The organism is Hymenobacter sp. YC55 (genome assembly GCF_029433095.1).
Lineage (GTDB): Bacteria > Bacteroidota > Bacteroidia > Cytophagales > Hymenobacteraceae > Hymenobacter.
The window spans coordinates 1,776,159-1,795,573 of the sequence record NZ_JARNTX010000001.1 but is presented as its reverse complement, the minus strand read 5'-3'; the positions used below and the strand labels follow the sequence as shown (position 1 = coordinate 1,795,573).

The following is a 19,415-nucleotide window of genomic DNA, read 5'->3' as shown; positions in this document are numbered from 1 at the left end:
CGGCCGTCACTAGCTCTACTTAACTTGACTTGAATCGGCAGCGGGATGATTCCAGTAGGCGTAGCGGCTAACTTTTTTGAGCGTCAGCTTACGGCCGTCCCAGGCTGTTTGGCGCAACAGCAGGTTAGGGTATTTCTTCGCAAACCAGTACTTGCTGGTCTTTTTTTGCGACAGCTGTACTTGCACCAACCACGCAGGCTCTGGCGCATCGGCAGCGGGAGCCTCCTGTACTTTAATTTCCGCATTATAATACACGGGTGGCGCCGCCTTGCTGGTTTGCTGCAATTCGCAAATGGTGGCCTGAAAGGTAGGTAAGGCGGCAAAGCGCAAGCTGCGCAATGTGTAAGGCAATGCATCCTCAAAGAGCAGGTCGCGGCGCAGGTTACGCTGCCCGGCTCCCTGCGTGTCCCAATAGGAGTTGTAGGTTTGTATGTACTGCAAGCCGTCGTCCTGAAAGGCTTTGAACGTGTTGCCACACCATTCCTGCGACGAACTGGTGAGCTTGTAGAGCCCCACCGGGTTTTCGCGGCGAAAGAACAGAGAAGTCAGGAAATGATACGGATACTGGTCGGTAGGAATCCGGCAAAACTGGTTCACCTTCATCACCGGAAACAAGTCGAAACGCTCGTAGTCGTCGGTCTTGACTTTGTATTGGTCGTTGAATTCCTCTTTTACCGTGAGCTGGGCGTACTCGAAACGCCGCACTTTGTTGTACACGACTCGCTCGGCGTCGTATAGTGCCACTTCGGCAAGCCCGTCTTCCCATAGCTTGTTCATGGCCCACAGATGTTCAAAATGAGGATCTAGGCGCCTTAGTGCGTTAGGCAACACCTCGGGTTGCGGCTTGCCGGTGGGCGGCGCTCCTGACTTGCCAGCCGTGTCCGGCGACGAGCAACTTACCGCACCGACACCCAGTAGTAAACTCACGCCCAGCAGCCAAGGCTCAATTGGAAGACGCATAACGGGGAGTTGGAATGTGACGCCTAAGTAAGCGGAAAGTAAGTAAAGCCCTTATTACTTATCCTCTGCATTACCCGCCCCAGTACTAGTGCGCCATGCTCTCAGGTCGTCGGCATCGTCCACATCGCGCAGGACAGGCAACTGCGCCACTTGCAGGCCAAGCCGGTCGGCATCGGCAAGTGTATGCGGTAAAACTGCGTCGGTACTCCAACTTTTATTAACAAACAAATCAGTGTATAACTCCTTCATTCCTAACAAGTAGTAGCCACCATCTTCGGCCGGTCCTATAACTACATCATGCGTTGCCAATAAGGCATAGGCTTCCGTCAGCAACTGAGGTGTTATACCGGGGCAATCAGTTCCGATGATAAGGGCAGCCGTGGCCCCAGCTGCAAAAGCATGTGAGAAAGCCGCCTGCATTTTCTGACCCAGGTCACCAGGATACTGATACACTTGCTCGTACTTATCCCACCCTTCAGGCAAGGCAGCGGGTGCTGTAGAAGGTGCCGCTAGCCAGAGCGTTTTGTGCGCAGGCACATCGGCAATAACCGTAAAAGTGTGGTGCAGCAACTCCTGGTACACAGCTAGCGCGGCTTCGGCGCCGATGCCTGCTGCCAGCCGAGTTTTTACCTTTCCTAGCTCGGGGTACCGAGCAAATACGAGTAGGTGTGAGTTAGCCGTATTGTTATCGGGTGCCATTATCCTGCTGCTTTGGAATGTTATTGGTTGGTTACGTTGCCTTGATAAACCTTTGCAAATTTAGGGTTACTCGACAAGCGTTGTTTCTCTACTAGAGACAGTGCAGCGGTTGATGCAGGCCGGTGCCGTTTCGTGTAGAGTTGCAAATACGAGGCAAATGATTCGTGCATAATCCAGAGGGTATTCGGCTTGGCTGCCAACCGCAGAAGGCTATCCTCAAAGTCGCGAGTACCAGTCATATGTTGGCGCAAACTGGCTAAAGAAGGTTCTAGCGTCAACCACCCCATTAGGGTTAGCACTGGTGAGTCCGACAACTCATAAGTGGCGAAGGGTGATAAATATTGATAAGCCTGTTCTACCCCGCCCACAACCAGCGTACGGTGTTTGGCCACCGCATATACTTGACTAATATAGGCCTCATTTTCTACTTGATGATGATGATATGCTCTGCCTTGACGCCACAACTTGGTGGTGTATACCACCACTATAATGCAAAGTGCCCATTGCCAGCTCAACGTCAAACTTGGTATGCTCGGATTACATCTAACTAGGTAAATTAGAATACCGACAGCCCATATGCTAAATAGCGGTACAGCTAGCCGCAACGGCAATTTCATCCACAAGGCAATGAATGTCAACATGATGAAAAAAGCTAGCTGAGCGAGCCAGTATTCTTTTGCTTGCTCAGTGGCACCTAGAAACACCCATATACTGCTAAAGACAAAAAACAAACCATACGCAATGCTCACGTACCATGTAATAGGTCGACATTGCTTTGCGAGGAAGCCTTTGCTTCGGAAATAGATCCTTGTCGAAGCGGAAGCTTTGCTCGTACAGCTGCTCATTGACTACAGTAGAATCTCCAAACGCCCAGTTGGCTACGGACAACACACCCAAACTGTCAGCGGCAGTAACTGGTTGAGGCTGGTATAGGGCATAATCTAAATAGTAGGCATTGCCTACATCAATCCTTTGGCGTGTATTCTCACTACGCGAATAAGTAAGAGCGAGAACACCAGCTGCAACGGCCATAATAGCGCCCGCGCTTATCACGGGCAAGAATGCCCGATAACCCGCTAACCACCAAGCCCCAGGTATGGCAACCAGCAACCCCAGTATGGCGGCACTCGGTCGGATGCACCATCCTAGCATGACCACAGCTAATCCTACAGCCAACGAAAAAAAGTGTTTTCGCTGGCTTGTTGCATACAGTATTCCCGTGCCAGCTAGCAGAATAGGGAGCCGTGTGAAGTTGATAAGCAAGGCCGTTTGCTGCCACGCAAACCAGTAGATTAGAATCAAGCAGCAAGCAAGACTTAGCACGGAAACCTTACCTGCCAATACATCATATAGAACCTGATAAACCAGCACCAGACTGACATATAGTAGCAGGTAAAGCAATAGGCCATACCAAGGAATAGCCGGCCAGATTCGATATAAAGTGGCTAGTACGGAAGCTAATCCATGAAAATACAGATGCAAATCGGCTACAGGAGCTAAAGCCGTTTCGCCACGTATCACCTGGCTTATAGCAACATCATCATTTGATTCGTAATAGCACCCGAATAGTATCCAAGTAAACAGCAGTAACAGGATAGGTAGAACCCAAACTAGCAGCAACTTGGTAACATATACTTTCTTCATATAAGAAAAAGAACGTCCTGGTGCTTGCCCCATAAGGACGTAGCTGCACCTAGTCTTTTACCTGCTTGGCAAGAGCACTATATCTGAAAGTAGTCTATTGCTACTTATATACTTGCCGGCCGCTTTTCAGCCAAGGGCTCCACAAAGGCGAATAAGGATGTATGTTTTGGGTAACGCCTTGTTGATTGTACACCGAGTGGCCCTCATTCACCCATTGGAAAAGCCCTCCGTACAAGTTGCGCACATCCTGAAAACCTAGCGCTTTCAGCCGCTCCCCCACCCGCTCACTACGATACCCCACCGAACAGTACACAACCACCGTCTGATTGCGAGGCAGGTCAGGGAAAGTGTTTTTCTCGAAAGAAGTGAAATCTACAAAATGGGCGTTGCGCAAATGGCTCACTTGATACTCCGCAGGCGTACGGGTATCAAGGAGTAGCACGGCTTCGGGCTTTTCCGCCAGCATCGTTGCCAGTTGGGCGGGCCGGACTACGGGTACTGTGTTACGGTATAGCGTCCGCAGCAGTCGGTCGTAGGTGGTAGAGTTATCACTGTCAGTATGTTGGCAGGCGGAAAACATTAGCAGCGTCAGCAGTAGTGCAAAAAGCCAAATAGGTGGCAAAGCCACTCGATATCGTTGAGACACTTTTCTCATGAAGAAGCCTGCAAGACGGAATTGCTTGGTGCCCAATACAATCTAGGTAGTAGCACCCCCACAACTTGAGCCAGCCCCGGCGGTGCAGCCATAGCAGTGTTGGTTGACAATAACAGCGCGGCCGTTGAGGGCAGCTTCGTTGAAGTCGCGGATGTGTTGGGGAGCGTGGGCGTCGACGGGTAGCTCCAGCATCTGGTTGAAGTCACAGTCGTAGAGTTGGCCATCCCAGCCGATGCTTAGGGTCGAGCGGCACATCACATTTTCGGCGGCGGCGGGGTTGTAAGCCGTTACCAGCTTCTCCATGTAGCCCAAGTAATTGCCACTTTCCAGCAAGTACTCTAGGAATCGGCTGACCGGCAAGTTGGTAATGGTAAGCAAGTTGTTGAATATCACCCCATGCTCGCGTAGTAACCGCTGCTTGAAGTCGCGCTCCAACCCGGCTTGGCTGCCCGGCAAGAATGCCCCTGAAGGATTATACACGAGGTCGAGTGATAAGCCTGAGCCCCCTACACCGTAGCCTACTTCGTTTAGCATCCGCAGGGCCCGGATGGAGCGCCCAAACACGCCATCACCCCGCTGAGCGTCGGTACGGCTGGCCGAGAAGTGCGGCAGCGAAGAAACCACGCGCACACCATGCCGGGCAAAAAACTCGGGCAGGTCGTGGTACTTAGGATTGGCTACGATGATAGTTAGGTTGCAGCGCACAATGATTTGCCGACCAAGTGCCGAAATCTGCTCAACCAGCCACCGAAAATTCGGATTCATTTCGGGGGCTCCACCCGTCAAATCTACCACCGGAATATCAGTTTGGGCCAGCGCATCCAAGCAGAGCTGCATGGTTTCGCGGGTCATGATTTCGGTGCGGTCGGGGCCGGCATCGACGTGGCAGTGGCGGCAGGTTTGGTTGCACATCTTACCCACGTTGATCTGCATCACCGTCATGCCAGTTGGGCGCAAGGGTAAGAGTCCGGTTTCGCTCAGCTTGCGGGCAAAGGGTACAAGGTGCGCACCCTCCGCGTCGGCCTGCGAAAGAACCATTAGCTGATAACTGGTATCAGCTAACGGGTGATGCTGAGCGTGTAATGACTTCATTCGGCGATATAGAATGCCCTTTCGGACATCGAAAACACTTTTATTTCAATTGAAACTATCGTGAATGAAGAGCATAACGCTTTGCCTGTATCCACCACGAACATCGTAACAAACTAAAAGCGGTTTTTCTTCAGCAGAAGCCAAGCAATTTACATCGACAACTCCTTGGCTTTGTTCATCATCTGCACACCATGCACCAGCACTGCCCCGCCTTTAATGGCTGCGGCTACGTGTACAGCCTCCATCATTTGGGCTTCGTCGGCGCCTTTTTGCAGCGAGTCGGTAGTGTAGGCGTCGATACAGTACGGGCACTGCACGGCGTGAGCCACTGCCAAAGCAATTAGGGCTTTTTCGCGCTCCGAGAGGGCTCCCTCCTTGAATACCTCCCCGTAGTAAGAGAAGAATTTGCTGCCCATTTCGGCTTGCCATTCCGTGATGTTACCAAATTTGGCTAGGTCAGCTGGGTTGTAGTACGTTGACTTTTCCATGTGTTTTAAAGAAAAAAGAGCTGGTAAAAAGAAGTAGCTAGGTGAATAGCCTTGAACCAGACCATTCAATGTCGATTTTAGTTACGGTTAGCTGATATGGGCGCAGCAGGCAGGCGCTTCACCCGAATAAGCACATGCTCACCATTTTCGCTGGTTTCGGGCTCTACTACAATATGATCGGCCTCGTCGAAATATGCAGCCAGGCCCCGCACAATGCCGACCGCCAATGCCCCCATTCGTCGTTGCGACACATAGGTGATTTCCAGTTCATCGGGTGAGTGCCGCACTACATGCAGAACGGGCGGCGCGTTTTTGGTGTGCTCACTCCGCACTTGCCGGTGCATAGTGTTTTCGGTGTGCTCTATCATATCCAACGTTTTCCAGTTGGGCTGGATAAGCTTCTGGTACATGTACATGAGGTCGGGCACCAAATACTCGCCAAATTTCTCGTGAAGCTCATTGGCTGGTATCCCAGTCATTTCGGCGGCCTTCCCCACCAAGGCATACATATGCTCATCGGGATACACCTCCTTATGGTCGAAGTGGCCAGAAGTGAGGCCTGCAGCTTCCACCAAGCGGACCCACGTACTATGATCGTATTGTGTTTGGACGTATCTCTTGAGGAGAATAAAAACTGTCCCGTGCATAGCTGATTAAAATTCAGGAAAATAAGCCTACAACTTAACACCATTTCGGTGAAGACGGCTGAAAAGAAAAAGCGAGGAGCACAGAGTTCAACTTCTGTGCTCCTCGCTTTTTCTTTTGGCAAACTAAATATTCCCTACCACAGTCATCGTGGAGAGTGTTGGCGTTGGGCTGCCGCCCACGTTCTCCACGGTCATGGCAAAGGCTTGGGCGCTGGCAATGTCTTTCATTTGCTGCAACCCCTCGCCAGCCGCAGTAGTAGCGGCCAGCACCCCGGCATCAACCGGCTTCCCTTTGTCGAGAGCCCAAAGCTGGTATTGCTTGCCAGCTGGGGGCGCGGGTAGGCTGCGCACATCCACGTACACAGCGCGCGTAGCCGGGTTGTAGAGCACCCGGGCTTTTGCTGTGGGGGCAGCCGGTGTACCAGCCAGCGTCACGTGCCGGAACTGCTCGTCGCGTAGCACCGCCAGTTCTTGGCGCTGCGTAGTCATCAGTTTCTGCGAAGCTTGCTGCGTGGCGGCGAAGCGGGCCTGCTCGTTCTGCACCGCAAACAGCTCGGACTGCGTGTGTTGCCAACGATTGTAGAGCACATAGTTACCGCCTAGGCTGAGGAGCAAGGCCACCGAGGCTGCCATCAGCCACCCAAAGCCGCGGGCCGGAGCCTGCGCTTGTACTGGTTCTGGCGCACTGCTGATGGGGCGCACTACCGGCTCGGGAGCAGGCGCACTAACTGGTGGCAGAGTAACTGCTACGGGTTGCGGAGTGGGCGTAGGCTCGGCAGTAAAGGGAACCACCGGATTTGTATCCTTCTCAGAATCCTGCTGGCGAATGGCTTGCTGCCAGCCGGTCAAAACCCGCTCCCGCATGTCGGCGGGAGGCGTGATAGAATGCGCCTCGGCATAGGCATCGAGGCCCATAACAATGACGTCTAGTTCGTGGCGAATTTCGGGATGAATGGCCGCTAAACGCTCCACTTCGGAACGCTCGGCATCCGACAATATGCCCAATGCATATTCTTCCAGAATGCCTGATTCGATGTATTGCTGAGTGTCCACGACTATCGAATCAGTTTAGAAAGTACTTTAATAGCTGCTCTGGCGCGGGTTTTTACCGTGCCCAGGGGCAGATTCAGTTCTTCGGCTACTTCACTTTGCGTGTAACCTCCGAAGTACAGCATATCGACGACCTGCTGTTGGTCGGGGTTGAGTTGTTTGGTCATTTCCTGCAAGCCGATGTGCTCGGGCCGGAACGTGGGAGATGCGGGCTCACGTACTGCGGCGCTGTCCTCAAGCGGTTGTGTACGACTACCTACGCGGTACTGTCGAGACCGGATTTTGTCAATAGCCAAATTCCGGCATACATTCATTACCCAAGTAAAGAGTCGCCCCTTTCCAGCGTCATACGAGCCGAAAGAGTTCCAAATTTTGACCATGCTCTCTTGGAGCACGTCTTCGGCTTCTTCTTCTTTCTTGACAATGCGCATGATGACGCCGTATAGCGCCGCCGAGTATCGGTCGTAGAACAGGGTCATGGCCGACTCGTCCCGGTCGCGGAGGCGTTGCACCAGCAAGTCCTCTTCTGATAGAGAAGGTACGGGTTCGGGGGGGATTACATTCACGGGCTACAACAGTATAGAACGATGGGCATTACAGACCCTTCGCCGGACGAAAGTACACTTCTAACGCATTTGTTTGGAAACTCAACCTTCAAAATCACGCACGAGCTCCGTAACCTGCGTGCTACGACTACGTTTTGCGGTTAGTTGCACACTCAGATGAGGTCGAGTAGTTGTGTAAAGGAGCGTTTACCGCTCTGTTTATTTTTCAACATCACTGCCTCAAGTGCTCACCCTGTTATTCCTTTCCTACTCCCCTGCTTCTCATGCCTATAGCTTCCATAAATCCTTATAACGGCCGCGTTGAGCGACGTTTCCGCGCATTTAGCTGGCCCCAAACCGAACGCATTCTGGGCCAGGCGCATCGGGCGGCGGCCGAATGGCGCACCACTACGTTTGCGCACCGTGCGCAGCTTATGCACCGCGCCGCTAAGCTATTGCGGGAGCGGCAAGACGAGCTAGCCCGCATTATGGCGCTGGAAATGGGCAAGCCCGTAGTGGACGGCCGCGCAGAAGTGCTGAAGTGCGCCCTCTGCTGCGACTATTATGCCGACCACGCCGAGGAATTCCTGGCCGACGACATCATCGAAACCGAGGCGCAGCGCAGCTTTATCAGCCACGAACCAATTGGGGTGGTGCTGGCCGTAATGCCCTGGAATTTTCCGCTCTGGCAAGTGGTGCGCTTTATTGCGCCCGCGTTGATGGCCGGCAATGTCGGGCTGCTCAAACACGCCTCCAACGTGCCCCAATGCGCCCTGGCGCTGGAAAAGATCTATCATGATGCTGGTTTCCCACCGGCTACCTTCCGAGCGCTGCTGGTGGGCTCGGAGATGGTTGAGAAACTGATTGAGGACGACCGGGTGCGGGCCGTGACGCTTACCGGCTCGGAGCCAGCCGGCGCGCAAGTAGCCGCCACCGCTGGCCGCCAAATCAAGAAAACCGTGCTGGAACTCGGTGGCTCGGATGCATTTATAGTGTTGGCCGACGCCGACCTGGAGCTAGCCGCCAAAACCGCTGCGCAGGCGCGCATGATCAACGCCGGGCAGAGCTGCATTGCGGCCAAGCGCTTCATTGTGGAAAAACCGGTGGTGAAAGAGTTTATCAGCAAAATGAAAACGCACCTGCTGGCCTTCCGCACCGGCGACCCGCTGGATGAGGACACCCAATACGGCCCCCTCGCCCGTCCCGACTTGGCCGACGAAATCACGCAGCAAGTCGAGGATTCTATAAAGCAGGGGGCTAAAGTGGAGCTGCACGGCGGCCAAAGTAAGCCCGGTACCGCCCTGTTCCGGCCCATGATCCTGAGCAACATCAAGCCCAAGCAGCGCGCCTACCACGAAGAGTTATTCGGCCCCGTGGCCCTTATTCTGGAAGCCAAAGATGCCAACGATGCTATCCGCCTCGCTAACGATTCGCGCTTCGGCCTCGGCGGTTCCGTCTGGACCCAGAATGTGAAGCGCGGCGAAGAGCTAGCCCGCCAAGTGGAGGCTGGCGCGGTGTTCGTGAACAGCATGGTGAAGTCGTCGCCGGAAATGCCGTTTGGGGGCGTTAAGAAGTCGGGCTACGGCCGGGAGTTGTCGTACTTGGGCATTCGGGAATTTGTCAACCAGAAGTCCATTTGGATAGCCAAAGAAGAAAACCCCGAGAAGCAGAAGAAGGTAGAGTAACTTGCCTTCATGACTTTGCGAGACGCAGTAGGTACAATCCTAGCTCTACTCATCATGATGGCCATCATGGGAGGAGGCTTCTATTATCAGTTCAAATCCGAATACCCTTTTGTTGATCCTATACTAACTTCAGTAAAGAAGAGGTACAACATAGAAACCGTTAGCAGCACTGCTTACCAATGTAGGTTAAGCGACGGGGAGGATACTGTCTACTTCAATTTAGAAGTATCGGGCTCTAATAAAGCCGCAATAACCACGGGTTATGCCGTCCGAAAAAATGCAGAGTGGGCGGTTAAAGAGTCGAAAACCAAGCTCATACATACGAACTAGCAGTAACCTAGTATCCGATAGGTGAGGTAGCCCGCAATTTCATGCAGCAGCAGGCCCCAACCGCCAAGTGTATCGTTGCCGGGCATAAGCCAGTAGTCGGGTGTGGGGGCCCGGTCGGTGGAGCGGAAGCCAGCGGGGAATGGTAACGGGTGCAGACCCACCTTGTGAAAGCAGCCGAGGGCACGGCGCTGATGGAAAGCCGAGGTAACCAAGATCAACGTATCTAATTCGGGGCGCTTGGCTACTATCTGTTTGGTGAACAGAGCATTTTCGCGGGTGTTGCGGCTGCGGTCTTCTTTGATGATAACCGAATCGGGGACGCCGGCTAGATGCAGCAGCGTAATCAGGTCGGCGGCTTCGGTGTGGGCTTTCTTCATCATGGCACCCGAACCGCCCGACACCAAGATGTGCCGCACCCGGCCAGCCCGCCACAGCCACAGCGCATTGGTGAGACGGTCGGCACCCTCGTGCAAATACACCCTGTCGTGGGGCGACTTGCTGACGCTCGTGATGCCCGTCAGCAACACGGCGGCATCGGCGTGGCGTGGTAGGCTCTTTAGCCGGACTGGGGGTAGCTCCCACGCCAGCAAGGTTTCGTTTAGCAGCGCGTTGTTGGTACCGAGCAGGAGTAACAGTAAGGCAAGGCGTACAAGGTTTCGCCGCCGCGTTGGTCGCCGTGTGAGTAGAGCTGCCGCTAGTAGCACGAGCAACCACAGTACCGGCAGCAACACAAAATCAAGAAGTTTGGAAAGCAGAAAAAACACTAGCGAATACTTTCGAAGGCTATAAACCTGTACTTATAAGAACTGAAAAATGAGTTGCGTTTTCGTTTAAATCAAGCCATAATTAGAGACTAGAAGCATTTTCTTTTACTGAAAGAGCAATAGCATCAGTAAAAACGTAGCTAGTACTGCCAGCAAGGCCCACACGTCTTTGTGCAACCGCAATTTTCTCACGCCGATAATGGCTCCAGATCCCGCAGCCGTTGCAGCATGTCGGATACCTGTTGCTCTTCGGTTAGCGTGTCGCACTCCAGGATGCGGCCTTGGCAATAGGACACAAAAAATGGCGCTACTTTTTCCTGCATCATCTTTTTGGCCACAGGATTCTCATCGGAGTTTAAGCGCAAAAACAGGATGCTTTTGAAATTCTCCCTGCCAGCAAACTTGGCGAAAGGGGGCGCCAGTAATTCACAGATTTCGCAACTCTCGGATGTGAACTTGGCAAATACTTTCAAGTGCTCATGCGTGAGCCGACGCAATTCCTCGTCGTTGACGTCATGGACCTGCTCTCGATCTGCTTGTTTCATAAAGGCACTAGACTGGAATAGCTGAGCTTGTTGAAGTAAATACGGAAAGACCAGCAACTGAGATATGAAGAGCTTGCCACGTTCAAACACAAACAGCCCCAAACCTTGCGGTCCGGGGCTGTTTCGCGGTGACTAACAGGCTGTTTTCTACACAGGATTTTTTAGCATCAACGTCCGGATGTACTTCACGGGCGCACTTCCGAAACTCAGAAACTTCTCGTTGAAAGTTTTCAAATCGAAGCTGTTGCCTTCGGCTTTTTTTAGCTCCTCGCGCAAATCATAGATTTCGGTGTACCCCGTGAAGTAGCTACTAAGCTGTACTTGGCTCAGAGTGGCGCGGCGCCATTTGTTGGTAGCCTCGGCTTCTTCTTGAAACCCGTCGCGGAGGAGCATGGCTTTGGCGGCTTGCTCGCTGATGTTGTTGACGTGGACCTCGTGGTCGAGAATGGTGTTGAGGGTCACGCGCATGTTCCATTTGTCCCACATCAGCCAGATTTCGTCGGAGTTGCTGCCGTAGCCGCTTTCCAGCATCATGCGCTCAGCGTACACGGCCCAGCCTTCCACCATGGCCCCATTACCGAAGACCGCCTTGATGAGCGAAGGGCTGCGGTTGGCGTATACTAATTGCGTGTAGTGGCCCGGAATGGCCTCGTGGATATTCAGGATTTGCAGCGTGTAGTTGTTGTATTCGCGCAAATAGCTCTCGGCACTGGTAGCGGACTGGCCGGTGAGCGGCTCTACATTGTAGTAAGTGTTGGCGGCTTTGTCGTAGGGGCCGGGAGCCGAAACGCTGGCGCCCGCACCGCTCCCGCGCATGTAGAGCGGCGTTTCGCGCACCACCAGCGGCTTGCTAGGGTCCTGCGTAAGCAGCTTTTTGTCGTTGACGAACTGCACCAACTGCGGAATCTGCGCCTTCACGGCCGCCACGAACCCTGACGGCGTCACGTGCTCCTGCGACAACCGTCCAATCACCTGCTTGACCAGCGCCAGCGAATCGGTGGGCAGTGGCTGGTTGGGGAAGTACTTAGGATAGAGCCGCGCCGCCCGGACTTTCATATCACGCAGCAGCCTAGCACGGTTCTGCTGGGCCTTGGCGTACACTTGGTCGGCAGTGTAGGTGGACTGGATGTCGTAGAAAAACTTCCTGTCGAAGAGCGCCTTGCCTATCCGGAAGCTGCGGAACTTGCCCGAGGGTAGCACCTCGGTTTTCAGGAAACGCAGGTAGTCTTCGATGCTGAGCCGGGTGGTAGCCAAGCGGTTCTTGAAGTCCTCTTTCTCGCGCGCCGTCAGCCCCGACCTGGCAATGGAATCCTGCAAGGCTTTACCGAATACAGCCAGCCCGCCCTCATTTTGCTTGATGCCCAGTTCAGTGTGCTCCTTGGTTGGGTTCTGGATGTTGGCTTCGGCGGCAGCGTAATATTCAGTGGAGCGGGCAAGTTTGAGGCTGATGGCGCGCAGCCGGCGGTCGAGGGGCCAGTAGCGACCATTTAGAATTTCGGCCACCGAGGCGCCTAGGTTGTAGTTGGCCGGATTCCACTCCCACTCCCGCAGCGTATCGAGCTGCCAGCGGCCCGCTTGCAGGTAGTTCTGCATCAGATGCCAGTCCGTTTGGTTGTTCACCGACAAGTCGGTAGGCTTGAAGGTGGCCAGTTCTTTGCCGCGCCGTTTCAGGACCTTTGCCTCGCCGAGCCGCCGGGCAGCCGTCGGAATTATCAGCACCGAATCGTAGCGGTGGTAGCCTTTGCTGCTGGCAAACTTGGGGTTGTAGTACCACAACGAATCCAGGAAGCGCGCCTTGTACCGTTCGAAGCTGTCATTGGCCGTTTCGGCATCCACGGTTTCACTGATTTCACCGGATTGGCTGCAACTGCTCAGGTAAGCGAAGCCGGTGAGGGCAGTGGCCGCTAGTAGAAGCTTCAGGCGTAGGGGTTGGGGCATGTAGTGCGGTTACTAGAAGTTAATTGACAGTATGGGCAGTGACGAAGTTTGCCGTTGGGTTGTTGCCGTGCGTCACCGAATTATCTTTTCTTTTTCATTAAGATTAGATCCTACTAATATCCAAGGGCTAAAAGGCAAGATGATGTACCGCTGGCACTGCTGCATGAACAAAGCCTACCAGAAAACGCGCTGCTAGCCTCCTAAGATTACTGCCCCGAAAACTCCGAGCCTATCTAGCTGGATTTCCCAGGTAAAGTATCAGGGTAATTTCTTGAGAATAGCATGCGGAGCCAGTATAGTGGTTATTTAGGCATGAGCTGTTTGAAAAGCGCAAGCCGACAGGGCTATGCAGAATAGTTTCTTCATAGTTGAAAGAATGCTGAGCTTTAAGCTAGTTTCGGGGCTTAGTTAATTGTGCTATTATCCAACTTGCTAGTGGCAGCTAATTGCTACGTTGTATGCTTCAACCGGAGCTGCAAAGCTCACGCCATGGCCTAGTTCGCAATCCGTGCTCACCCGCTCTCTTCTCATGCGTTTCCTCCCCGCCCTCCTATTTCCTCTCTTAGCCTGCTCACAACAAGCCGCCGAAACCAGCCGTCCGCCACTGCCTACTGGCCCGCCCGTCATCGATGTGCAGGCGCCTGCTCAACAAAGTGCTGCTGGCAGCTTCCCCGAAACGTTTGAGGCAGGCGGCAAAGGCGGGTATTCCGAAGCCGACGAAATGCTAGGCTCAGGCTCCTGGCATTTCGTGGAAGCCTTGATTGGCAGCTCCGAGCAAGACCACAAGAACGGGCAGCACGCGGCCCGTCTGCGGGAAAAGGGACGGCTGCGAATGAATTTCAACGCGCCAGCCGGGGTACGTACCATCCGCATTAGCAGCGCTGCGTACGGCACCGACCCCGCCAGCACCTGGGAACTATGGGGCAGCACAGACGGAGACCGCAACTACCGCCGCATTGGGCAGCCGGTGCGTACGCAAGGCACGCAGCTAGTGACCACCACATTCCAGGGTAGCACCACCAGTGCGCTGCGTTTGGAAATTCGCAAGATCGATACGGGCAAAGGCCGGCTCAATATCGATGACATTGCCCTGGAAAGCACCACCGGAGCGGCAGTGGCAGGCGCAACCGGCGCCCCAAGCGCCACAACCCCGCCGCCCGCTACAGCCCGGAAGCAGGCTACGGCCATTGTCACGAGCCGCGACGACAACATGGCCTTGGGCAACCCAAGCGGGGCTACCGCCAGCCCAAGTTCTCCAAACAACTACCTGATGACCAAGCCGCAGTACACGCTGAGCTACAACAATCAGCGCGGCATCCCGAACTGGGTGAGTTGGCACCTAAACCGGGCGTGGATGGGTTCGGCACCGCGCCAAGACGATTTCCGCCCCGACCCGGCCTTGCCTGGCACGTTTTACGCCGTAACGCGCAGCTCCTACACTGGCTCTGGCTTCGACAAAGGCCACAACTGCCCCTCCGCCGACCGCACCACCGACCTCGACGACAATTCGGCCACCTTCCTGATGACCAACATGATTCCGCAGGCGCCCAACAACAACCAGCGCACCTGGGGCGACTTAGAGGAATGGACTCGGCAGCAGGTCAGGAACGGACAGGAAGTGTACATTGTGATGGGCAGCTACGGCAAAGGCGGTACTGGCCTCAATGGTTTGAAAACCACCATCGACAATGGCCGGGTGACGGTGCCGGCCCACGTGTGGAAGGTCTTGGTTATTTTACCGGAAGGCTCTGATGATCTGCGCCGCATTGCTGCCGGTCAGGCCCGTATCATTGCCATCGACACCCCAAACGACCAATCTATAAGTCCCGACTGGAGCCGCTACCGCGTAAGTGTCGATGCCCTAGAGGCCGCCACGGGCCTGGACCTGCTAAGCAACCTGCCCCTAGATGTGCAGGCCCGCCTACAGGCACGGGCAGATACAGGACCAGTGCAGTAAGGATTGGAAGCACGGAGTAATCTGGTTTAAGCGCGGCGACGTGGGGTTGACGCGGCCTTGCTTTACTGCTCCAAGCAGTTTTTGGTGTTTCCTTCCTACTTCGCGTGCTAGTCCTCGTAGAAGTCCTGAGTATCTTTGCCTTGCTGCGCTTTCGGTGCAGCTGCCGCCCCTCCGCTCTCTACTCCCGCCCATTGCGCACTTACTGGTGCGTAGTGGGCTTTTTTGTAGCTGACCCAGGGTTTCTCATCGGCTTTACGACGACTTATCTACCAAGCTTCCAGCGTAGTTCCAAAGGAGTGCACGCGCTGCTCTAATCTGCTTCTCTTCCAGATGATTGCCGAAACATACAAGTCACAACCGCCCGCTACCTCGCGCCTTGTTCACCGGGTAGCGGTGGGCACCTCTTTTTTTCTGCAAGGACTGTGCTTTTCTTCCTGGGCCGCCCGCATTCCTACTGTGCAGCAACGCCTTCAGCTCTCCGATACCGAGTTGGGCGGGGTGTTACTGGCCGTACCCGTTGGGCTACTGCTGTCGTTACCCCTCTCCGGATGGCTGGTGGCGCGTTACGGAAGCCGGCGGATTACCGTGCTTGGGCTGTCCATCTACGCTACTGTGCTTACCCTGCTGGGGTTGGCTGAAACTACCACGCAGCTTCTGGCAGGGCTGGTGCTCTTTGGTTTGGCAGCCAACATGTCCAACATCAGCGTCAATACCCAAGCCGTTGGCGTCGAGGCTCTCTACGGCAAGTCCATCATGGCCTCTTTTCACGGTATCTGGAGTTTGGCGGGCTTTATTGGAGCCGCAATAGGCACCCTCATGATCGGCTACGGCGCAACTATTGTTGTGCACTTCGCACTTATAACCGGCACTGTGGCGCTGGGCATCCTACTCATGCGCTCCTACTTGCTTCCTGAAGATGCTGGCCAAGACCCCAACCAACCCATCTTCGTGCTCCCCGACAAGTCATTGCTGCTGTTGGGCGTGCTGGCATTCTGCTCCTTGCTCTGCGAGGGCACCATGTTCGACTGGAGCGGCGTGTATTTCAACAAAGTGGTGCACGCTGAAAAAGCCTGGGCGGGAGTCGGCTTCACGGCTTTTATGAGCACCATGGCCGCCGGGCGCTTCGTGGCCGACTCCTTCACCGACCGGTTTGGCCGCCAACGCACCCTGCAACTGAGTGGTTTATTTTCGGCTTCGGGTTTGGTGCTGGCCGTACTGCTGCCCACTCTGGTGCCCGCTACTATTGGCTTTATGTTGGTGGGCATAGGTGTGTCGTCGGTGGTGCCGCTGGTGTATGGGGCCGCGGGGCGCTCCACGGTTATGTCGCCGGGCATGGCGCTGGCAGCGGTATCCACGGTCGGTTTTGCGGGCTTTCTGCTGGGGCCGCCGGTTATCGGTTTGGTGGCAGGAGCTACTAGCTTACGAGTATCGTTTGCCATTATTGCCCTGATGGGACTGTGCGTAACGGCGCTGGCAAGCCGGGCGCGGGTGTAGGTAATTCACTGGTTGGCTTTCGATACAGAAAGACAATTTTGTAATTTACTAGTCCTCCTCTCCTCCCTTGTCATGGCTGATACTATCTATTCTAACCGGCAGCAGTCTGTGCTGCTGATTACCTGTCTGTTGGTGCTGGCGGGCCTTATTCTGTTTGGGCTTGGCGGCTACATCACCGGCTTTTTAGGAGCTGGCATCTTGTTCGTGGTGTTCCGGCCTTGGTTTAAGGTGCTGGTGCACCAACGCGGCTGGAATCGGCAGGTCGTAACCATCGGCATCTTGATTTTCGCGCTGGTAGTTATCATCCTACCCTTCACTGCCCTTACGCTGATGCTCGTCAACCGCATCAGCTACTACGGCCAGGATACCAGCCAAATTATGACGGTGCTGCACACCATTGAGCGCAAGATTGGCTACACCTTCACCAACGAGCAAACCGTGCGGTCATTGCTACAGCAAAGTGTGGCGTGGCTTAGTCAACGCCTCCCGTCGTTGGCCACCAGCTTGCTGCATTTTGTGGTCATTATCGGGCTGATGCTGTTCACGCTGTACTTCATGTACACGCAGGAAGGCAGTTTTCTGAAAGGGTTGCGCCGTTACCTGCCCTTTCGCGACGGCACGATAGAGGAGCTGGGCGAATCGTTGAAAAACAATGTGAATGCCAACGTGCTTGGTCAGGCGCTTATCTCATTCGTTCAGGCCCTGCTTACCGGCCTTACGCTCTGGATTTTTCACGTGCCCGATGCTCTGTTCTGGGGTATGGTGTCTTTTTTCCTGGCCTTCGTCCCGGTGCTGGGCACCCCGTTGGTATGGCTACCAGCCGCTATCCTGAAGCTAACTCAAGGCGCTACCGGACAAGGAGTTGGTATTCTGTTGATTGGCTTCATTATTATCATGAACATCGACAACCTACTGCGCATCGTGTTAGCCCGCCGCATCGGCGACATTCATCCGCTTATTACGCTAGCTGGTGTGGTATTGGGCGTGAATATCTTCGGCATCCTGGGTTTGGTTCTCGGTCCGCTGCTTCTTTCTTACTTCATCGTACTGATGAAGGTGTTTGAGCGCGAAAATCGGCTACGGGCCATTACAAAGGCCAAATCCTCCAACGTATAACGGTCATGCTGAGCGCAGCCGGAGCATCTCGCTCGAATCGTTGCAGTAGTAAAGAGTTTACTACACTAGCGAGATGCTTCGGCTTCGTTGCACTGCGCTCAGCATGACCGTTCTGGAGCTTTAGAACTTATTTTAATGCCCTGAAGGCTGCTTTTTACTTCTTGGCAAACCGCTCACCGAAGAAATTGCCGGTGTTCCAGATCGGGCGTGTAGGGTTGTTGGCGACCAGGTAGCCGACCAGGAAGTTTAGTTGCGCGTATTTGCGGCCGGCATCGAAATCGAACTGACCGTTCATGCCGTCCTGGGGCTTATGATAGTAGCGGGCACGCCACTTCTGTACCTGTTGGCTGAGGTTGTTTTGGCCATCGGCGGTTTTGTTGCCGTATTTGATGTGCAGAGCCGGAATGCCTTGGGTTACGAAGCTATACTGGTCTGAGCGGATGAAACGGTTTTGCGCCGGCTCGGGGTCAGCTTCCACCGTTAAGTCTAGGGCTTTTGTTGCTTCAGCCACGGGAGCGGCTAGCGAAGAATTTTCCGCTCCCAACGCCACCACCGACAGCAGCGGCGCAATGATGGTAGGCATATCGGTATTGATGTTGGCCACTATCTGGCTTTTGGGCACCGTGGGGTTACGCGCGAAGTAGGCAGAGCCAAGCAAGCCCATTTCCTCACCAGTCACCATCGTAATGAGCACCGAGCGGCGGGGCTTGTCCTTGAGGCGGCTGTACACGCCCGCTATTTCCAGCAGACTAGCTACACCCGTGGCGTTGTCGTGGGCGCCGTTGTAGATGGAGTCTCCCTCTACGGCTGTCCCTATGCCAATGTGGTCGAGGTGGGCGGTGTGCACCACGTATTCATCACGCAGTTTAGGGTCAGTGCCCTGGATTTTGCCGACTACGTTGTAGCTGTCTACATTCTGGTAACGAGTACGTTGCGTGGCTGTGAGGCGCGGCAGCAAAGCTACCGAAGCTGGCTTACCAGCCCGCAACGATGCCAAGGCCCGTGTGGTATCGGTAGCGGCACCGGCAAAGAGCCGCTGCAAGGTAGCGGCGCTTACCGAGCCCAACACGCGCAACTGAGCGCCGCCGTAGGTACGCGACACGGCCACGTTGCCGTCGGCACCCAATACACTTACCACGCCTTTGGGCGGGTCGGCTAGGTGAGCGGACGGCTTGGCTGCGGCTAGCAGCACGCCCACAGCGCCGTGTTGGGCAGCCGTTTGCAGAATGGTTAGTACATCGGTGTTGTAGAGGCGCACCGCATCTGGAAACTGCTTGGGCTCTTCCCGCGTCACCACTACTATTTTGCCCTTCGCATCGAGGCCTGCGTAATCGTCGTAGCCTAGCTCGGGGGCACTGATACCGAAGCCAGCAAACACTAGTGGCGCGGCCACTGAGGTGCTGGCTTCTGCCGGATTGGGGTAGAACGTGAAGTCGGAGCCGTAGGTCAGTGCCTGCTCCGGGCCTTGCGGTGCTTGCAGACGCAGGGTAGCGCCCGGCTCGGTAAAAGCGCGCCGCAAACGCACAGTTTGCAGGTACGTGCCATTTTCGCCGGCGGGCAGTACACCGCGTTTTTTGTATTGCTCCACCACGTAGTCTACCGCCATTTGGTAGCCCGCCGTACCGGGCAGTCGGCCTTGCAGCTTATCATCGGCTAAGTACTGCACGTGCGCCTTGTAGTCGGCGGCGCTGACTTTGTCCAGGGGTTTCTGGAGCGCCTTGGGTACCCCGGTAGATTGGGCAAACGCTGTTACCGTTGTGAATATACCTCCTGCTAAAAGCGCAAATGACTTTACCCTCATGCGTT

18 protein-coding genes are annotated in these 19,415 nt (G+C 54.8%); 4 read left to right on the top strand and 14 right to left on the bottom strand.

Features of this window, described 5'->3' with window-relative positions; translation table 11 throughout:
• Positions 1-15: 15 nt before the first annotated feature.
• The 10 genes from P1X16_RS07630 to P1X16_RS07585 all read right to left on the bottom strand — a co-directional run bounded on the left by P1X16_RS07630 (position 16) and on the right by P1X16_RS07585 (position 7,801).
• Complete coding sequence (locus P1X16_RS07630; protein ID WP_277227346.1) at positions 16-960, bottom strand: hypothetical protein; 945 nt, start codon at positions 958-960, stop codon at positions 16-18.
• Positions 961-1,014: 54 nt separating this feature from the next.
• A complete protein-coding gene (locus P1X16_RS07625) occupies positions 1,015-1,659 on the bottom strand; it encodes a TIGR04282 family arsenosugar biosynthesis glycosyltransferase (RefSeq protein ID WP_277227345.1) in 645 nt (214 codons plus the stop codon).
• Positions 1,660-1,679: 20 nt separating this feature from the next.
• Positions 1,680-2,408: a hypothetical protein gene (locus P1X16_RS07620; protein ID WP_277227344.1), complete on the bottom strand. Its 729-nt coding sequence runs from the start codon at positions 2,406-2,408 to the stop codon at positions 1,680-1,682.
• Positions 2,374-3,303, bottom strand: a complete 930-nt coding sequence (locus P1X16_RS07615; RefSeq protein WP_277227343.1) for a hypothetical protein — start codon at positions 3,301-3,303, stop codon at positions 2,374-2,376. The genes P1X16_RS07620 and P1X16_RS07615 overlap by 35 nt, the downstream gene beginning before the upstream one ends.
• A 100-nt stretch (positions 3,304-3,403) precedes the next feature.
• Positions 3,404-3,883, bottom strand: coding sequence for a rhodanese-like domain-containing protein (locus P1X16_RS07610; protein WP_277227342.1), 480 nt, complete (start codon positions 3,881-3,883; stop codon positions 3,404-3,406).
• A gap of 117 nt (positions 3,884-4,000) precedes the next feature.
• Positions 4,001-5,050, bottom strand: coding sequence for an arsenosugar biosynthesis radical SAM (seleno)protein ArsS (gene arsS, locus P1X16_RS07605; RefSeq protein WP_277227341.1), 1,050 nt, complete (start codon positions 5,048-5,050; stop codon positions 4,001-4,003).
• Between the two features lie 149 nt (positions 5,051-5,199).
• The gene (locus P1X16_RS07600; RefSeq protein ID WP_277227340.1) at positions 5,200-5,538 is read right to left on the bottom strand and encodes an arsenosugar biosynthesis-associated peroxidase-like protein; all 339 of its coding nucleotides are present in this window, start codon (positions 5,536-5,538) and stop codon (positions 5,200-5,202) included.
• A 77-nt stretch (positions 5,539-5,615) separates the two neighbouring features.
• The gene (locus P1X16_RS07595) at positions 5,616-6,185 is read right to left on the bottom strand and encodes a heme NO-binding domain-containing protein (RefSeq protein ID WP_277227339.1); all 570 of its coding nucleotides are present in this window, start codon (positions 6,183-6,185) and stop codon (positions 5,616-5,618) included.
• Between the two features lie 123 nt (positions 6,186-6,308).
• Positions 6,309-7,238, bottom strand: a complete 930-nt coding sequence (locus tag P1X16_RS07590) for an anti-sigma factor (RefSeq protein ID WP_277227338.1) — start codon at positions 7,236-7,238, stop codon at positions 6,309-6,311.
• Positions 7,239-7,240: 2 nt separating this feature from the next.
• Positions 7,241-7,801: a sigma-70 family RNA polymerase sigma factor gene (locus P1X16_RS07585; protein WP_277227337.1), complete on the bottom strand. Its 561-nt coding sequence runs from the start codon at positions 7,799-7,801 to the stop codon at positions 7,241-7,243.
• Between the two features lie 263 nt (positions 7,802-8,064).
• On the opposite strand from P1X16_RS07585, the gene P1X16_RS07580 reads away from it, so the two are divergent.
• Positions 8,065-9,465: an NAD-dependent succinate-semialdehyde dehydrogenase gene (locus P1X16_RS07580; protein ID WP_277227336.1), complete on the top strand. Its 1,401-nt coding sequence runs from the start codon at positions 8,065-8,067 to the stop codon at positions 9,463-9,465.
• Positions 9,466-9,791: 326 nt separating this feature from the next.
• Here P1X16_RS07580 and P1X16_RS07575 read toward each other — a convergent pair whose 3' ends face one another.
• The 3 genes from P1X16_RS07575 to P1X16_RS07565 form a co-directional block, all read right to left on the bottom strand.
• Entirely contained in the window at positions 9,792-10,526 is a 735-nt protein-coding gene (locus tag P1X16_RS07575) for a YdcF family protein (protein ID WP_277227335.1), read from the bottom strand.
• Between the two features lie 221 nt (positions 10,527-10,747).
• The gene (locus tag P1X16_RS07570; RefSeq protein WP_277227334.1) at positions 10,748-11,104 is read right to left on the bottom strand and encodes a thioredoxin family protein; all 357 of its coding nucleotides are present in this window, start codon (positions 11,102-11,104) and stop codon (positions 10,748-10,750) included.
• A 147-nt stretch (positions 11,105-11,251) separates the two neighbouring features.
• On the bottom strand, positions 11,252-13,042 hold the full coding sequence (locus tag P1X16_RS07565) for a DUF885 domain-containing protein (protein ID WP_277227333.1): 1,791 nt from the start codon (positions 13,040-13,042) through the stop codon (positions 11,252-11,254).
• 529 nt (positions 13,043-13,571) lie between these two features.
• Between P1X16_RS07565 and P1X16_RS07560 the strand changes: the two genes are divergently transcribed.
• The 3 genes from P1X16_RS07560 to P1X16_RS07550 all read left to right on the top strand — a co-directional run bounded on the left by P1X16_RS07560 (position 13,572) and on the right by P1X16_RS07550 (position 17,609).
• The gene (locus P1X16_RS07560) at positions 13,572-14,999 is read left to right on the top strand and encodes a DNA/RNA non-specific endonuclease (protein WP_277227332.1); all 1,428 of its coding nucleotides are present in this window, start codon (positions 13,572-13,574) and stop codon (positions 14,997-14,999) included.
• A 330-nt stretch (positions 15,000-15,329) separates the two neighbouring features.
• A complete protein-coding gene (locus P1X16_RS07555) occupies positions 15,330-16,493 on the top strand; it encodes an MFS transporter (protein ID WP_277227331.1) in 1,164 nt (387 codons plus the stop codon).
• 72 nt (positions 16,494-16,565) lie between these two features.
• Entirely contained in the window at positions 16,566-17,609 is a 1,044-nt protein-coding gene (locus P1X16_RS07550; protein ID WP_277227330.1) for an AI-2E family transporter, read from the top strand.
• Between the two features lie 154 nt (positions 17,610-17,763).
• Here the strand turns inward: P1X16_RS07550 and P1X16_RS07545 are convergent, their stop codons facing one another.
• The gene (locus P1X16_RS07545) at positions 17,764-19,410 is read right to left on the bottom strand and encodes a M28 family peptidase (protein WP_277227329.1); all 1,647 of its coding nucleotides are present in this window, start codon (positions 19,408-19,410) and stop codon (positions 17,764-17,766) included.
• Positions 19,411-19,415: the final 5 nt, after the last annotated feature.

Bases quoted from the DNA above. Each gene is read 5' to 3' on its own strand.
- P1X16_RS07630 (WP_277227346.1), bottom strand. From the start codon at position 960: ATGCGTCTTCCAATTGAGCCTTGGCTGCTGGGCGTGAGTTTACTACTG.
- P1X16_RS07625 (WP_277227345.1), bottom strand. From the start codon at position 1,659: ATGGCACCCGATAACAATACGGCTAACTCACACCTACTCGTATTTGCT.
- P1X16_RS07615 (WP_277227343.1), bottom strand. From the start codon at position 3,303: ATGAAGAAAGTATATGTTACCAAGTTGCTGCTAGTTTGGGTTCTACCT.
- P1X16_RS07610 (WP_277227342.1), bottom strand. From the start codon at position 3,883: ATGTTTTCCGCCTGCCAACATACTGACAGTGATAACTCTACCACCTAC.
- arsS (WP_277227341.1), bottom strand. From the start codon at position 5,050: ATGAAGTCATTACACGCTCAGCATCACCCGTTAGCTGATACCAGTTAT.
- P1X16_RS07600 (WP_277227340.1), bottom strand. From the start codon at position 5,538: ATGGAAAAGTCAACGTACTACAACCCAGCTGACCTAGCCAAATTTGGT.
- P1X16_RS07595 (WP_277227339.1), bottom strand. From the start codon at position 6,185: ATGCACGGGACAGTTTTTATTCTCCTCAAGAGATACGTCCAAACACAA.
- P1X16_RS07580 (WP_277227336.1), top strand. From the start codon at position 8,065: ATGCCTATAGCTTCCATAAATCCTTATAACGGCCGCGTTGAGCGACGT.
- P1X16_RS07570 (WP_277227334.1), bottom strand. From the start codon at position 11,104: ATGAAACAAGCAGATCGAGAGCAGGTCCATGACGTCAACGACGAGGAA.
- P1X16_RS07565 (WP_277227333.1), bottom strand. From the start codon at position 13,042: ATGCCCCAACCCCTACGCCTGAAGCTTCTACTAGCGGCCACTGCCCTC.
- P1X16_RS07560 (WP_277227332.1), top strand. From the start codon at position 13,572: ATGCGTTTCCTCCCCGCCCTCCTATTTCCTCTCTTAGCCTGCTCACAA.
- P1X16_RS07555 (WP_277227331.1), top strand. From the start codon at position 15,330: ATGATTGCCGAAACATACAAGTCACAACCGCCCGCTACCTCGCGCCTT.
- P1X16_RS07550 (WP_277227330.1), top strand. From the start codon at position 16,566: ATGGCTGATACTATCTATTCTAACCGGCAGCAGTCTGTGCTGCTGATT.
- P1X16_RS07545 (WP_277227329.1), bottom strand. From the start codon at position 19,410: ATGAGGGTAAAGTCATTTGCGCTTTTAGCAGGAGGTATATTCACAACG.